Here is a 15,447-nt window from a genome sequence, read left to right as displayed (position 1 = left end):
TCGAGGACTGAGATCCGTGTCCCACCTCGTGGACACGGGTCCTAGAGTTGCCTCATGAGCAAGCCTGACATCGACATCAAGCCCCGCAGCCGCGACGTCACCGACGGTCTCGAGAAGACCGCCGCCCGTGGAATGCTCCGTGCCGTCGGCATGGGTGACGACGACTGGGTCAAGCCGCAGATCGGTGTCGCGAGCTCCTGGAACGAGATCACTCCCTGCAACCTCTCGCTCGACCGGCTCGCCAAGGCGGTCAAGGACGGGGTGCACGCCGCCGGGGGTTATCCCCTCGAGTTCGGCACCATCTCGGTGTCGGACGGCATCTCGATGGGTCACGAGGGCATGCACTTCTCGCTCGTGTCCCGCGAGATCATCGCCGACTCCGTCGAGACCGTCATGAGCGCCGAGCGCCTCGACGGCTCGGTCCTCCTCGCCGGCTGCGACAAGTCGCTGCCCGGCATGCTCATGGCTGCCGCGCGCCTCGACCTCGCTTCGGTCTTCCTGTATGCCGGGTCGATCCTTCCCGGGATCGCGAAGCTCTCGGACGGGACCGAGAAGGAGGTCACCATCATCGACGCCTTCGAGGCAGTCGGTGCAGCCAACGCGGGCAAGATGTCGCTCGAGGACGTCGATGCCATCGAGCGCGCGATCTGTCCCGGCGAGGGTGCCTGTGGCGGTTTCTACACCGCCAACACGATGGCTGCTGTTGCTGAGTCGATCGGCATGTCCATCCCGGGCTCGGCTGCCCCGCCGGCCACGGACCGACGCCGCGACGTGCATGCCCGCCGCTCTGGCGAGGCCGTCGTCGAGCTGCTCCGTCGTGGCATCACCGCCCGCCAGATCATGACCAAGCCCGCGTTCGAGAACGCGATCGCCGTCGTCATGGCCTTCGGTGGCTCGACCAACGCCGTGCTGCACCTGCTCGCGATGGCTCACGAGGCAGAGGTCGACCTCACCATCGGCGACTTCCAGCGCATCGGCAAAAAGGTCCCGCACCTCGCAGACGTGAAGCCGTTCGGCGCGTTCGTCATGAAGGACATCGACCACATCGGTGGCATCCCCGTCGTCATGAAGACGCTGATGGACGCCGACCTCCTCGACGGTGACTGCCTCACGGTGACCGGCAAGACCGTCGCCGAGAACCTCGATGAGATCAAGCCGCCGCACATCGACGGTCGCGTCATCCGCGAGATGTCCCGGCCCATCCACAAGACCGGTGGCCTCACGATCCTCACCGGCTCACTCGCTCCCGAAGGCGCCGTCGTGAAGTCGGCCGGCTTCGACGAATCCGTCTTCGAGGGCAATGCACGGGTCTTCAACGGCGAGCGCGCTGCGATGGATGCCGTCGAGCAGGGTGCCCTCAAGCCCCAGGACGTCGTCGTCATCCGTTACGAAGGACCCAAGGGCGGCCCGGGCATGCGCGAGATGTTGGCCGTCACCGGCGCGATCAAGGGTGCCGGTCTCGGCAAGGACGTCCTGCTGCTCACCGATGGTCGCTTCTCCGGTGGCACGACCGGACTCTGCGTCGGGCACGTCGCACCCGAGGCCGTCGACGAGGGCCCGATCGCCTTCGTCCGCGACGGCGACCGGATCAAGCTCGACGTCGCGAACGGCACCCTCGACCTCCTCGTCGACGAGGCCGAGCTCGAGCGTCGTCGCGCCGAGGGGGTCACCCACCCCGAGCCCAAGTACACCCGCGGCGTCCTTGCGAAGTACCGCAAGCTGGTCGGCTCGGCCAGCAAGGGCGCGGTCTGCGACTGACGCTGGAGGTCACGTGAGAACAACCAATGAGGACGGCGAAAAACGCACAGCGGAGCTCGCCAGATCGAAGCGGCGGTCATGGACCTTCGTCATTGGGGCGCCCTACGCGATCGCAATCCCTTTGGGACTCTGGGCGCTTGTCTATGGCCGGCTGCCGTTGTGGGCCAACCGCACCATCGGCGGGTTGGCCCTGACCCTCGTTGCGGTCTACCTCCTCATCGCGTTGAGTTGGACCGCGAAGAATGTTCTGGCCGATCGACGCGCCATGAGCAGACATTCCACGGAGGATCATGAGGCTGGCGTGAACTGAACGTTCGACTTCCAAGAAGGCGCTAGCACGCGGCATACCGAATCGTTTTCGGTATGCCGCGTGCTCGCGTTTTTCGCTGTGCTGCGGGTCAGCGGAAGACCGGGAGACCTTTCACCCAGTCCAGCTTGGCCGTCCTGAGGATGCGTTTGCCCGGCGTGGTCGGCGTGGGCTTGCTGTCCTTCCAGACCTGATAGGCGATCCACGTCGACCCGTCGGCCGCCGTCTCGACCTCGGCGCCACCTGGACCGTAGCCGTAGCCCTGCCCGGTCTTGATGAGGTTCCTGCGGAAGGCGAAGGTGCCGTGGATGGGATCTTGGCGTAGGCGCCGGTCGGTGAGCTGCGCCGGAAGACAGGCATGGTGCCGGTCTCGCCGCTGCCGGTTGCTGCCAGGTAGTACTCGTGCCAATCCGGGTGAAGCCCGGGTCAGCCGCCCCCAAACGGGCTCGCGATGGTTGTCGCTCTCGGACCCTGCCGTCACAGCGAGCAGACCCACCGCGGTGGCCGCGCACTCCCCGCCCCTCAGCGTTCACCAGAACGTCTTTGAAGTCCTCGCTGGTGGTCACCCTGGCTCTGTTGGGTGGTGGCGAGACGTCACCCCCGAGAGGACTTTGTCGATGAGCCACACGCACGGACACACGCACGGTCACGACCACGGACATGGTCACACGCACGAGAGCGCTGTCGGTCCCGCCCTCGACCTCTCCATCTCCGACGCGGACCTGCCGCAGGGAGATCTGGGTCGCCGCAACTTCCTGCGAGCTGCGGGGGTGCTCGGAGCAGGGGCGGCGACGGCCAGCCTCGTCACGTCGACGGGCGTCGCGGCTGCCGCTGACGTTTCGGACACCGCTGACCGCAAGGCCCGCAAGCCCCGCGCGTGGCTCGCCGGCGACCACCACATCCACACCCAGTACTCCTCGGACGGTCTCTACACGGTCGAGGACCAGGTCAAGCACGCCGACGCCTTCGGCCTCGACTGGGTCGTGATCACCGACCACGGTGGCTCCACCCACGCCAAGATCGGCGTCGACAAGGTCAACCCCGACATCCGGCGCTCGCGCGAGCAGCACCCCGAGATGCTCGTCTTCCAGGGGCTCGAGTGGAACATCCCTGCTGCCGAGCACGGCACCGTCTTCGTCCACCCGGGAGCGAACGAGGTGGCGGTCCTCAAGGCCTTCGAGACGGCATACGACGGGTCGGTCAACGGCACGAGCGGCAACACCCCGGCCAACGAGGTCCAGGCGGTCAAGGGTCTGCAGTTCCTCAAGTCCGCCATCTCGGACCGCAAGGTCCAGGACGCGCTCATGCTGGCCAACCACCCGGCCCGCAACGGCGTCGACAGCCCTCACGAGGTGCGTGCCTGGCGTGACGCCGCCAAGGGCATCGCGGTCGGCTGGGAGGGCGCCCCCGGGCACCAGGCCGCCGGACTCAAGGCCACGACACCCGGGCCCGGCAGCGCCCGCGGCTACTACGGCAACGCTCCCAGCGCGGACCGGTCGTTCCTGCCCTATCCGCTCGAGTCCTACCGGACCTGGGGTGGGTTCGACTTCTACACGGCCACCGTCGGCGGCCTCTGGGACTCGTTGCTCGCCGAGGGCAAGCCCTGGTGGATCACGGCGAACTCCGACAGCCACAGCAACTACCTCGACACGGCCGTGCGCGGTGCCGGCAGCGACTTCAACGCCAACGGTCGCTACAACGACCCGGAATACTCCGGTGCGCCGAACTTCTCTGCGGGCGACTACTTCCCGGGCTTCTACAGTCGCACCCACGTCGGTGCGAACCACGACTCGTATGCCGGTCTCATGGACGGTCTGCGCGCTGGCAACGTCTGGGTCGACCACGGCCGGCTCATCGAGGAGGTCGACGTCGCGGTGCGCGTCGGCGGCCGCGAGGTCGGACTCGGCGGTGCCGTCACCGGGAAGCGTGGCGAGTCAGCCGAGTTGCGCATCCGCATCACGCCGGCGCAGCGCTCCAACTGGGCGCAGTTCCTGCCGCAGCTGCGCAAGCTCGACCTCATCAAGGGACGGGTCACCGGTCCGGCGCAGGACCGCGATGTCTTCCACACGCCGCACACGTCGGTCATGAAGACGTGGGAGGTCAAGGACAACAACACCCTTGTGCTCGTGGTGCCCCTCGGACAGATCGACGACACCGGCTTCTATGTCCGGCTGCGAGGCTCGGACGGCAAGCGCACGCAGGCCGGCTACTACGGCGCTGCGGTCGACCCGGCCGGTCCGGCCATGGATGTCGTCGGCGACGCCGACCCGTGGAAGGACCTCTGGTTCTATACGAACCCGATCTTCGTCCTGCCACGAGCGTGACAACTCACCACCTCGTCGGGGTCGACGTCGGGATCGGTGACGAGCTCGACCTTGAGCCAGTCGTCGACGTCCTCGCGCGTCGCCTCGACGAGGTGGGTGCCGGTGACGACGTGCGCATCACGACCCACGCCGTGGTGACAACGACGGGCGCGCGCGGAGCCATTGCCGTCTCACTCCCGCACGACGTCACCTCGGCCGTGGCGATGGGGGAGCTCGTCACGGCGCTCGCCCGACCGTTCGGCTCCAGCGAACATCTCCACGCCGCACAGGGGCCAGGCGTGTGGTCCGAGCGCGGCGGAGCCTTCGGACCCGAACCGCTGGTCGAGGGTGCGCGGGCCGCCTGCCGCGCTCTGCGCGAGGGGCTCCAGGGCCGCTCTGTCAGGTATGCCGGCCGGGCAGCTCTCGTGGGTGACGTCACGATTGCGCAACTCACCCTCGTCGCTCCCGTTGTCGTGATCGGAGGTGTCGATGCTCCGAGTCCTTCTGCCGTGGTGTCGACTCGCGACTTCGTGCGCCCGCGTCTCGTCCTCGGCGACTGGGTGATCCACGTGCAACCCGCCGCCGACGGGACCTTCGTGCCCTTCGAGACCCCGACGCCCAAGCGCTGCTGCCAGGACAAGTGATGGCTCCTCGCTCGGCCATGGACCATCCGGATGGTGGGATGTGTCATCTCACACGTTGACACGGCATACGCCTGAAGGGAGAGTCGTCCTGTGACCCGAATTCTCGTACTTCTCTCGGCGCCCGGCCCCTCCTGACAGGTCCGGCCAGGCGCCTCCCTCCATCGTCCCCCAGCACGTGGGACGGGAGGGTTTTTTTGTGGCCACAGACAGAACCCAGAGCAGTGCAAGCAAGCTTGACGAACTTCGACTCAAAGATGGTGACGACGTGAGCGAGAACCAGGCAGCGCCCACCCCGGCGCGGCTCGCCGAACAGGCCCGAGCCAAGGCACCCCTCGAGGTGACCGGAGCCCAGAGCCTCGTACTGTCGCTCGAGGCCCTCGACGTCGACACCGTCTTCGGGATCCCCGGGGGCGCGATCCTCCCGGCCTACGACCCGCTCCTCGACTCGGTCAAGGTGCGCCACATCCTCGTCCGTCACGAGCAGGGCGCCGGTCACGCGGCCGAGGGCTACGCCTCGGCCACCGGCAAGGTCGGCGTCTGCATGGCCACCTCCGGTCCCGGTGCCACCAACCTCGTGACGGCACTGGCCGACGCGCACATGGATTCGGTTCCGATCGTGGCCATCACCGGCCAGGTCGCGAGTGCGTCCATCGGCACGGATGCGTTCCAGGAAGCCGACATTCGCGGCATCACGATGCCCATCACGAAGCACAACTACCTCGTCACCGACGCGGCCCAGATCCCGCGCGTCCTGGCCGAGGCGTTCCACATCGCTCTCACCGGACGCCCCGGTCCGGTGCTCGTGGACATCAGCAAGGACGCACTGCAGGCGAAGACGACCTTCTCGTGGCCGCCCCGGATCGACCTGCCCGGCTATCACCCGGTCACACGCCCTCACGCGAAGCAGATCCGTGAGGCGGCCAAGCTCATCGCCGCAGCCGAACGACCGGTCCTCTATGTCGGTGGAGGGGTCATCCGTGCCGATGCCTGCGAGGAGCTGCGTCAGTTCGTCGAGCTCACCAAGATCCCCGTCGTGACCACCCTCATGGCTCGCGGCGCTCTCCCGGATAGCCACGAACTGCATCTCGGTATGCCGGGGATGCACGGCTCGGTCGCCGCGGTGACGGCTCTGCAGAAGTCCGACCTGCTCATCACTCTCGGCGCCCGCTTCGATGACCGAGTCACCGGCCAGCTGTCATCGTTCGCCCCTGGGGCCAAGGTGATTCACGCCGACATCGACCCGGCCGAGATCTCCAAGAACCGCCAAGCAGATGTGCCCATCGTCGGCTCGTGCAAGGACGTCCTCGTCGACCTTCTCACGTCCGTCGACGCCGACATCGACGCCGGTCGCGGTGGCGACTACGCCGCGTGGCGCGAGCGGACGCAGGGCTGGAAGCGCGACTTCCCGCTGGGCTACACGGAGCCCGAGGGCGGCACCCTCGCTCCGCAATACGTCATCGAGCGGCTCAGCGCGATCGCCGGCCCGGAGTCCATCTATGTCGCTGGCGTCGGCCAGCACCAGATGTGGGCCGCACAGTTCGTGCAGTACGAACGTCCGCGTGCGTGGCTCAACTCCGGTGGGCTCGGGACCATGGGGTATGCCGTCCCCGCCGCCATGGGTGCCCAGGTCGGCGAGCCCGACCGCACCGTGTGGGCCATCGACGGTGACGGCTGCTTCCAGATGACGAACCAAGAGCTGGCGACCTGCGTCATCAACAACATCCCGATCAAGGTCGCCGTCATCAACAACAGCAGCCTGGGCATGGTGCGCCAGTGGCAGTCGCTGTTCTATGACAAGCGCTACTCCAACACCGACCTGCACACCTCCGCCGACGGACAGCGCATCCCCGACTTCGTCAAACTCGCCGACGCCTACGGCTGTGCCGGTCTGCGGTGCGAACGCCCCGAGGACGTGGACGCCACGATCCGCGAGGCCATGGCCATCAACGACCGCCCGGTGGTCGTCGACTTCGTCGTCCATCGGGATGCCATGGTGTGGCCGATGGTCCCGGCGGGCGTGAGCAACGACGCGATCCAGATCGCGAAGAACACTGCGCCGCAATGGGATCGCGAGGAGTCGGAGGCAGTCCCACAGCCTGAAGATGCCGACCACAGCGAAGAAGGCACCACCGACGTGTCGACAGAAGGTGAGGACAAGTGATGTCGCAGCACACCCTCTCGGTGCTCGTCGAGAACAAGCCCGGCGTCCTGGCCCGCATCGCCGGACTGTTCGCGCGACGTGGCTTCAACATCCACTCGCTCGCCGTGGGCGAGACCGAGCACCAGGAGATCTCGCGCATCACCGTCGTCGTCGACGTCGACGAGCTCCCGCTCGAGCAGGTGACCAAGCAGCTCAACAAGCTCGTCGAGGTGCTCAAGGTCGTCGAGCTCGACGCCAACTCGGCGGTCCAGCGGCAGGTCATGCTCATCAAGGTGCGGGCCGACGCGGCGACGCGCAGCCAGGTCCTCGAGCTCGTCCACCTGTTCCGTGCCAAGGTCGTCGACGTCGCGACCGAGTCCGTGACCATCGAGGCGACCGGCCACGGCGAGAAGCTCACCGCACTGCTCGGGGTTCTCGAGCCCTACGGGGTGCGCGAGCTGGTCCAGTCCGGCATCGTCGCCATCGGGCGGGGTCCCCGTTCCATCACCGACCGCGCCCTGCGCGGAGCCTGACCCACACACCTGAGCACCCGGCATACGCCGGAGTGTTTTTCACGACCACATCGCAACAACACGAGGAGATCCGAATCATGGCCGAGATGTTCTACGACGACGACGCCGACCTGTCGATCATCCAGGGGCGCAAGGTCGCTGTCATCGGATACGGCAGCCAAGGCCACGCCCACGCACTGAGCCTGCGCGACAGCGGAGTTGACGTTCGCGTCGGCCTCGCCGAGGGCTCCAAGAGCCGCGCCAAGGCCGAGGCCGAGGGCCTGCCGGTCGCGAGCGTGTCTGACGCGGTCAAGGACGCCGACCTCGTCGTCATCCTCACGCCCGACCAGGTGCAGCGCACGGTCTACGCCAACGAGATCAAGCCCAACCTCAAGGACGGCGCGGCGCTCCTCTTTGGTCACGGCTTCAACATCCGCTTCGACTACATCCAGCCCGAGCCCGGCTCCGACGTCATCATGGTCGCGCCCAAGGGTCCCGGACACCTCGTGCGTCGCGAGTACGTCGACGGCCGCGGTGTCCCCGTGCTCCTCGCCGTCGAGCAGGACCCGTCCGGCACGGCGTGGGACCTCGCGAAGTCCTACGCCAAGGCCATCGGTGGCCTGCGGGCCGGCGGGATCAAGACGACCTTCACGGAGGAGTGCGAGACCGACCTCTTCGGTGAGCAGGCCGTCCTGTGTGGTGGCGCCTCGCAGCTCGTCATGTATGGCTTCGAGACGCTCACCGAGGCGGGCTACCAGCCCGAGATCGCCTACTTCGAGGTCCTGCACGAGCTCAAGCTCATCGTCGACCTCATGGTCGAGGGCGGCATCGCCAAGCAACGCTGGTCGGTCTCCGACACGGCGGAGTACGGCGACTACGTCTCCGGCCCTCGCGTCATCGACCCGTCGGTCAAGGAGAACATGCAGGCCGTCCTCGCCGACATCAAGAACGGCGCGTTCGCCAAGCGCTTCATCGAGGACCAGGATGCCGGCGGTGCCGAGTTCAAAGCTCTGCGCGAGAAGGGTGCACAGCACCCGATCGAGGCCACGGGCAAGGAGCTGCGCAAGCTCATGTCCTGGGTCAAGTCCGACACGGACAGCGACTACGTCGAGGGTTCCGCCGCCCGCTGACCCCAGCACAAGCAGTCGAGAGGAGAGAAACGCCGCATGGGCCCGGGCCCATGCGACGTGTTCTCTCCTCTCGACCAGCTCTGGCGTATGCCGTCCGCGAACGGCGCGTGCTCACGCCGGGTGGGCGTGGTTGCGGTGACGCGCAGCGCTGGCCGCGACACCTCCCGCGAGGGCGATGCCCGCCAGGGCCCCCAGCCCGACCTGGAGGTACTCGACGGCGTTGTCGTCGATGGTGAGCGTCGGGGACTTCGGAGCGGGGGCCCCACCACCGCCCCCGGGGGTGAGGCTGTGCTCGTTCTCCCACACCCGGACTTCTGCCGGGGTGATGACTCCGTCGTCGCCCGGGCCCGCCTCCGAGTGGGCCGGTGTGATGGTGATGAGTCCGGCGAGGGCAGTGGCGGCGACCGCTGCTGCGGCCCGCCGTGTGCTGGTGCTGTGGCGCATGACGCGTCCTTTCGTGGCTGGCCGGTGATCCGGCCCGGAACCGCCCCGGTCGGGGTGGCTTGTGGACCATCGGACCGGAGGCCGGTATCGACAGGGCGTCGGGTGTCGCCCCTGGACGCTCACCCGATATCGGCTTGGTATCGGGCCCGTTGACAGGTCTCGGTCGTGGGCGGACATTGAGCCATGGGCATCGCTGTGCTCGGTCCGCTCCTCGTCGACGACCGCGCGGCACTCTCGCCGCGTGACCAGGTCGTCCTCGAGGCGCTGGTGGTGGCCGGGGGGAAGGCGTTGAGCACGGAACAGCTGGCGGACGCACTGTGGGGTGACTCGCCGCCGGCGTCATGGACGAAGCTCATTCCGAGCAGCATTCTGCGGATCCGCAAGGTGCTCGGGACCGGATCGGTCGAGACGACCTCCCACGGGTACCGCCTTGCCGACAACAGCGACACCATCGATGCGGTGCGGTTCGGCCACCTCGTCGAGCGGGGCCACCAACTCCTCGCAGCTGGTGACCCCGACCGGGCACGCCACGTCCTGCGCGACGCGCTGGCGTTGTGGCGCGGTCGTGCCCTGGCCGAGCTCGCCGACTGGGAGCCGGGTCGCTTCGAGGCAGAGCGACTTGACGAGGTCCGACGCGAGGCGGAGGAGGCGGTGCTCGATGCCAGCCTTCGTGCCGGGCTCCATGCAGAGGTGGTCGCCGAGGCTCGGAGCAGGGTCGCGCAGGAACCTCTGCGGGAGCGCAGGTGGGCGTTGCTCGCCCTCGCGCAGTACCTTGCCGGCGACCAGGCGGATGCCCTCGAGACCCTGAGGGGCGCCCGTCGACGGCTGGCCGACGAGCTCGGCCTTGACCCGGGGGCTGAGATCGTGAAGTTGGAGGAGGCCATGCTGCGGCAGGACTCCTCCCTCGTGGCCGCCGTGGCACTCCCGGAGCCTTCGCCCGAGTGTCCGTACCCGGGGCTGCGGTCCTTCGACGTGGCTGAGGGCGAGCTCTATTTCGGTCGGGGGTCTGACCTCAGCGCCTGTCTCTCGCGCCTTGATTCGGAGGGAGTGCTGGTCGTCGTGGGTCCCTCCGGCAGCGGCAAGTCGTCGCTGGTGCGCGCAGGAGTCGGTGCCTCGCTCCGTCGCAGCCAACGCCCTGTCGAGATCCTCGCCCCCGGCCCGGACCCCGCCGCTGGTCTGCGGGCAGTCGTCGCCTCGAAGTGGCGGGGCACCCTCGTGGTGGACCAGTTCGAGGAAGTGCTGGCGGCGTGCGACGACGAGGCCCGTGACGAGCTCATCGACTGCCTCATCGAGCAGAGCCGATCCGGGCGTCTCGTCCTGACCCTGCGTGCCGACCACCTTGGCGACATCGCGGGCCACGCCGACCTGTCCCGGCTCGTCGAGCGCGGGCTCTACCTCCTGGGACCCATGGGGGAGGCCGACCTCAGAGTGGCGGTCGAGGGCCCGGCCGCTGAAGCAGCGCTCATCCTCGAACCCGGTCTGGTCGACATGCTGGTTGGCGAGGTCCTCGACGCACCGGGGGCGCTTCCTCTCATGGCGCACGCGCTCGAGCAGACGTGGCAGCGCCGCGAAGGACGCACCCTCACGGTGGCGGGCTACCGCGACTCGGGGGGCATCGCGGGAGCCGTTGCCCAGACCGCTGAGGGTGTGTACGACGAACTCGACGTGGGCGGCCAGACGTCGCTTCGTGATCTCCTGTTGCGCCTCGTGACCGTCACTCCGGACGGCGACCCCGTTAGGGTCTGGGTGCCGCTGCGCCAGCTGACCCCCGATGCCGGGCGCGGTCTCGTGGAGCTGCTGGCCCGCGCTCGCCTGCTGACGGTCGCCGAGGGTGGGGTGGCCGTGGCACACGAATCCCTCGCTCGAGCGTGGCCGCGGCTTCGGGCGTGGCTCGAGGACGATGTCGAGGGGCAGCGCATCCTGCGCCACCTCGCGGCCGCCGCGGACAGCTGGGACGGTCTCGGACAACCGGAGAGCGAGCTCTATCGCGGGGTCAGGCTGTCGAGAGCCGTCGAGTGGCGTGCTCGCGCGTCCGGCTCCCTGACCTCGACCGAGGAGGCGTTCCTGGAGGCCTCTGAACAGGTCGACCGTGCCGTGAGGGAGCAGGAGGCGGCGGAGGAGCTGCGCCACCGCCGGCATCGTCGCACGACGCGGGTGCTGGTGGCTGGCCTCGTCACCGTGCTCCTTGTGACTGCATCCATCGCCGGGGTCGCCGTAGTCCAGCAAGGGCGTGCTGCCGAGGCCGCCCTCGCGCAGCGGGCTGCCACCGCCGTGTCCGCATCCCTCGAGTCGACCGACCCCACGGTCGCACTCCTCACGGCGGTGGAGGCGCTGCGCCTGCGTGACGGCCCCGACACCCGGCGGGCTCTGCTCACCGCGCTGACGCGCTGGCCCGCGCTCCTGGCGTCGCGAAACTTTGGGGCCGCCCGCGACGTCGCCGTGGCAGCCGACGGCAGCGTCGTAGTGGGCCAGGAAGAAGAACTCACCGTGGTCGACCCGGTGACCCTCGCGGATCGGGTCACGGGGGCAGGAGCGTCCACGAGCCTCGCGGTCCTCCCGAGCGGAGGACGAGTCGTGGTCGCCGACGAGGACGGAACCGTCGCCATCGTCAATCCGGAGTCAGGAGAACGGGTCCTGCTGCGCTCCCCGCACGGCCGTCCGTCGTGGGGCCTCGAGACCAGCGCCGACGGCAGCGTCATCGTGGCGGGGGTGTCCCCCGAGAACGGTCGCGGCCACCACGTGCTGGCCTGGCGAGGAACCACCCCGCTGGCCTCCCTTCTGAACCTGGAGATCACCGACTTCGCGCTGAGCCCGGACGGCAGCCGGATCTACGTGCACCTCCCGCTGCCGGTCCCGACCGTGGCGGTTCATGACGTCGCGACGGGCCGCCGCATCGCCGTTGCGCCCGTGGCGGAGGCGCGCGTCCTGCCCCCCAGCGCTGGCGTCAGCGAACCCTTGGCGATCAGCCCGGATGGACGGACGCTCGCAGTGGGTGGTGCAGAGGTCAGCCTGGTCGACACCACCACCCTCGCCGTCGAGCGGCGCATGGCCAACCCGGTCGGAGAGACCATCTCGCTGGCCTTCTCCCGCGACGGTCGCCAGTTGGCAGGAGGGTCCGACGAGCGGGCGTTCACGGTGTGGGAGGTGCAGGGGCCGGGTCGCGAGCAGCTGGACGGGTTGTCCGAGGCGGTCAACGAGGTCGCCTTCGCGGCGGACGGGCGCACGGTCTACACGCTGACCAACGACCGACGACTCAGCGCGTGGGACATCGCAGGGGACCGCCGGGCGATCCCGCGCCTGCGCGCCGAACTGGGCCCGGGGCTCGTCGGCGAGGACCTCGTGATGCCTGCCCCGGACGGTGATGTGGTGGCGTTCATGTCGAGCGCGCCCGGGGCCGACACCATCACGTTCCTCGACGTGGAAACGGGCCGACTCCTCGGCCCCGTGGAGGGGAGCTACCGGAACTGGGGCGTGTGGCGGCCTCCGGAGCACGACCACCTTGCTGTGCCCGGTGATCGGAGCATTCGCGTTTGGGACTGGCAAAGCCGCGCCACAGTCCTGGAGGAGGAGGTGGACGAGGGGCCGATCGAGGCCCTGGCGTACGCGCCCGACGGACGCCGCCTCATCGTCGGGGAACGCTTCGGGGTGGTCTACGAGGTTGACGCCGAGACGCTGAAGCCCGTCGGTCCGCGCGTCGAGGTCGATGGCGACCTCCACGTGGTCATCTGGGCGGGACCCGGCATGGCGAGCGCCTTCACGTCCACCGACTCCACCGGAACCGTCCACTCGCTCGTGAACCTGCGCGACGGGAAAACTGTGGCCACACACCGGCTCCCCATGGAAGTCACCCACGCCGACGTCTCGCCGGATGGAGAGCTGCTCGCCCTCGGGGGCGATCAAGGCGAGGTGGGCATCCTCGATCTCACGGACGGGAGCTGGGTCAAGGAGCCGCTGGAGGGTCAGCATCAGGGGTACGTCCTTCGCGTGGACTTCTCCTCGGATGGTGCCCTGCTCGTGAGCAGTGGGGAGGACGGCCGGGTGCGTCTGTGGAACGGGCGGTCGGGATCGAAGGGCGAGAGCGTGACGGTCGGGCGGGTCGGGGTGCCGTCGTCGGCGATCTTCGAGCCGGGCGGACACATCCTCCTGCTCGCGAGCGGTGACGGATCGGTCCAGCGGTGGGACACCACGAGGGAAAGCTGGGTGCGTCATGCCTGCCGCACGGCTGGTCGCAACCTCACCGCTGACGAGTGGAGCCTCATCTTCGGAAGCACCATTCCCGTGCGGGCCGGTTGCTCGCCGGAGCAGCTGCGAGGGGATGCCGGCCCGACCCTAAGGTGAGGGCGTGACCGACCTCGTGAACGACTGGCCCGTGTGGGCTGTCTTCGTCGCGTTCTTCGTCATCGCGATGCTGCGGTCCAACGGGACCTACTGGGCGGGCCGTGGTCTGCGTGCCGGGGGAGCCCGGACCCGTTTGGCGGCGCACCTCGACCATCCCGCAGTCATCCGCACTGAGGCGTTCGTCGACCGGTGGGGCGCACCCGTGGTCGCGCTGAGTTTCCTCACCGTCGGCGTCCAGACGCTCATCAACGCCGCGGCCGGAGCCCTGCGGATGCCGCTCAGGCACTACCTGCCGGCCACCGTCGTCGGCTCCCTGCTCTGGGCGTCGCTCTACACCTCGGTGGGAGTGGCCCTGTGGGAAGCGCTCACCGGCGGTGCGCGGTGGTGGCTGCTCGTGATGCTGGCAGTCGCCGTTCTCGTCGCCGCATCGACGACGTGGCTCAGTCGCGTGGCGTCCCGTCGACCCGATCCGACACCATGACCGTCGTGCTGAGGACCTGACCACCACGGCCGAAGGTGACCTTGACCGGCATACCCGGTCGTTGTCCTGAGAACCAGAACGTCGTCTCGTCTGCACCCTCGTTCACGACGTACCGCAGGCAATCCTCGACGCCCAGAGGGAACGCGAGGCTGCTCTCGTCGCAAGTCGTGGACGCCGAGGAGAAGGACGCGTGACCTTGGAGGTCACGCCAACTGACCCGAGACCCGGTCACCTCGCCGACGGCCGTGCCCTCGGCATCGCAGTCGGCCCGCTCGAAGAGGGCTCCGTCGTTGTCGACCTGCGCGAAGCGACTCAGCCGATGACGCACCCCGTCGCCGTCCTCGACGCGTACTACGACCGTGCGACCGGCAGGGCATCCCTGACGAATCTCGGCCGCGGAGAACGGAGTTGGCACCTTCCCGGACTCCAGGATGTGGGCGTCGTCGCTCACGTGGGGGAGTGGAATCGGCGAGGCATGGGTGTCGGCTGCCCTCTGAGCCAGTCCTCGAAGGACTGTCCGCCGATCTCGGCGCCCGGTCCGGGGAGGATTCCGCCCTTGGCAAAACCGCGCATCACCGGCAGCAACGCAGGGACGCGCACGACGCGTGGCGGCTTGCGCCCGTCGTGTGTCGCGAGGATCTCGGCCATCTGATCCGCTGAGTATGCCGTGGGGCCGGCTATGTCCGTGGCCCGCCGGTAGCCGCTCGGCGCAGGTCCGGTGGCGTGGTCGGTGAGGCGCTGCGCGACCCAGTCGATGTCGACCGGCTGGATCCGCATGTTGCCGATCGAGAAGGTCAGGGGTCCGACTCGGCCAGCAGTGCCGAAGAAGGCGGCCAGCGAGTGGAACTGGGTGGCCCGCAGGACGGTGGCTGGCACGTCGGCCTCCTCCAGGACGCGTTCGGAGTCGACCTTGGCGCGGTAGTAGGCGTAGGGGATGAGGTCCGAACCGACGATGGAGATGGAGACCACGTGGGCGGGCGAACCGATGCGTCGCAGTGCCTCGCAGATCCGGCGCGCGCCGGCGACGTCGACACTTTGCGGTTTGGTCTGTGATGACGCTGAGTGGATGACGGCGTCGACGCCTTCGAGCACGCAGTCGAGTCCATCGCCGGTCGCGAGGTTGACGCCGGTGCGCCGACTCGCAGCCACCGCCTCGTGTCCGCGGGCCGAGATCTGACGGACCACGCGACCACCCAGGTCACCGGATCCACCCGTCACGACGATGCGCATGAGTCCATCTTCGCTCGTGACCGGGCAGCGGTGGCACGAGGACGTTGCGGCCGTCCTGACTGGGCTGCGCAGCGCGGCTGTCGTGTCACATGGCGGGCGGCACCATCCACATGCTGAACGCGGCTCTAGACTCGGCCCTGCGCACAGTGTCGTGCGGACC

Annotated in this window: 13 protein-coding genes; 9 read left to right on the top strand and 4 right to left on the bottom strand. The window is 68.6% G+C overall.

Going from position 1 to position 15,447, the window contains the following annotated elements; all coding sequences use genetic code 11:
* The first annotated feature begins 54 nt into the window (after positions 1 to 54).
* Together ilvD and V6K52_RS14020 are read left to right on the top strand one after the other, a co-directional pair.
* Positions 55 to 1,758, top strand: coding sequence for a dihydroxy-acid dehydratase (ilvD, locus tag V6K52_RS14025; RefSeq protein WP_353950729.1), 1,704 nt, complete (start codon positions 55 to 57; stop codon positions 1,756 to 1,758).
* A 13-nt stretch (positions 1,759 to 1,771) separates the two neighbouring features.
* Positions 1,772 to 2,068 carry a hypothetical protein gene (locus V6K52_RS14020; RefSeq protein WP_353950728.1) on the top strand — a complete coding sequence of 99 codons (297 nt, stop codon included), beginning with the start codon at positions 1,772 to 1,774 and terminating at the stop codon, positions 2,066 to 2,068.
* Between the two features lie 88 nt (positions 2,069 to 2,156).
* Here V6K52_RS14020 and V6K52_RS14015 read toward each other — a convergent pair whose 3' ends face one another.
* Entirely contained in the window at positions 2,157 to 2,561 is a 405-nt protein-coding gene (locus tag V6K52_RS14015) for a hypothetical protein (RefSeq protein ID WP_353950727.1), read from the bottom strand.
* A gap of 121 nt (positions 2,562 to 2,682) precedes the next feature.
* Here V6K52_RS14015 and V6K52_RS14010 point away from each other — a divergent pair, with 121 nt between their 5' ends.
* The 5 genes from V6K52_RS14010 (at position 2,683) to ilvC (ending at position 8,794) form a co-directional block, all read left to right on the top strand.
* Positions 2,683 to 4,389 carry a PHP domain-containing protein gene (locus V6K52_RS14010; protein ID WP_353950726.1) on the top strand — a complete coding sequence of 569 codons (1,707 nt, stop codon included), beginning with the start codon at positions 2,683 to 2,685 and terminating at the stop codon, positions 4,387 to 4,389.
* Positions 4,386 to 5,012, top strand: coding sequence for a hypothetical protein (locus V6K52_RS14005; protein ID WP_353950725.1), 627 nt, complete (start codon positions 4,386 to 4,388; stop codon positions 5,010 to 5,012). Before V6K52_RS14010 ends, V6K52_RS14005 begins: the two co-directional genes overlap by 4 nt.
* Positions 5,013 to 5,277: 265 nt before the next feature.
* Positions 5,278 to 7,173 carry an acetolactate synthase large subunit gene (locus V6K52_RS14000; protein WP_353950724.1) on the top strand — a complete coding sequence of 632 codons (1,896 nt, stop codon included), beginning with the start codon at positions 5,278 to 5,280 and terminating at the stop codon, positions 7,171 to 7,173.
* Positions 7,173 to 7,685, top strand: a complete 513-nt coding sequence (gene ilvN / locus V6K52_RS13995) for an acetolactate synthase small subunit (RefSeq protein ID WP_353950723.1) — start codon at positions 7,173 to 7,175, stop codon at positions 7,683 to 7,685. The genes V6K52_RS14000 and ilvN overlap by 1 nt, the downstream gene beginning before the upstream one ends.
* 77 nt (positions 7,686 to 7,762) lie before the next feature.
* Entirely contained in the window at positions 7,763 to 8,794 is a 1,032-nt protein-coding gene (ilvC, locus tag V6K52_RS13990) for a ketol-acid reductoisomerase (RefSeq protein WP_353950722.1), read from the top strand.
* 111 nt (positions 8,795 to 8,905) lie between these two features.
* On the opposite strand, the gene V6K52_RS13985 is transcribed toward ilvC, so the two are convergent.
* Positions 8,906 to 9,238: a hypothetical protein gene (locus V6K52_RS13985; RefSeq protein WP_353950721.1), complete on the bottom strand. Its 333-nt coding sequence runs from the start codon at positions 9,236 to 9,238 to the stop codon at positions 8,906 to 8,908.
* 183 nt (positions 9,239 to 9,421) lie between these two features.
* Here V6K52_RS13985 and V6K52_RS13980 point away from each other — a divergent pair, with 183 nt between their 5' ends.
* Together V6K52_RS13980 and V6K52_RS13975 are read left to right on the top strand one after the other, a co-directional pair.
* A complete protein-coding gene (locus tag V6K52_RS13980; RefSeq protein ID WP_353950720.1) occupies positions 9,422 to 13,576 on the top strand; it encodes a BTAD domain-containing putative transcriptional regulator in 4,155 nt (1,384 codons plus the stop codon).
* 4 nt (positions 13,577 to 13,580) lie between these two features.
* Positions 13,581 to 14,057 carry a VTT domain-containing protein gene (locus V6K52_RS13975; protein WP_353950719.1) on the top strand — a complete coding sequence of 159 codons (477 nt, stop codon included), beginning with the start codon at positions 13,581 to 13,583 and terminating at the stop codon, positions 14,055 to 14,057.
* Here the strand turns inward: V6K52_RS13975 and V6K52_RS13970 are convergent.
* Positions 14,017 to 14,508 carry a hypothetical protein gene (locus tag V6K52_RS13970; RefSeq protein WP_353950718.1) on the bottom strand — a complete coding sequence of 164 codons (492 nt, stop codon included), beginning with the start codon at positions 14,506 to 14,508 and terminating at the stop codon, positions 14,017 to 14,019. The two genes, V6K52_RS13975 and V6K52_RS13970, sit on opposite strands and share 41 nt — an antisense overlap.
* Positions 14,505 to 15,287: an SDR family oxidoreductase gene (locus V6K52_RS13965; protein WP_353950717.1), complete on the bottom strand. Its 783-nt coding sequence runs from the start codon at positions 15,285 to 15,287 to the stop codon at positions 14,505 to 14,507. The genes V6K52_RS13970 and V6K52_RS13965 overlap by 4 nt, the downstream gene beginning before the upstream one ends.
* Positions 15,288 to 15,447 lie beyond the last annotated feature (160 nt).

Origin of the sequence: Knoellia sp. S7-12, from assembly GCF_040518285.1 — a bacterium.
Classification (GTDB): domain Bacteria; phylum Actinomycetota; class Actinomycetes; order Actinomycetales; family Dermatophilaceae; genus Knoellia.
This window is presented reverse-complemented; position numbering and strand designations above follow the sequence as displayed.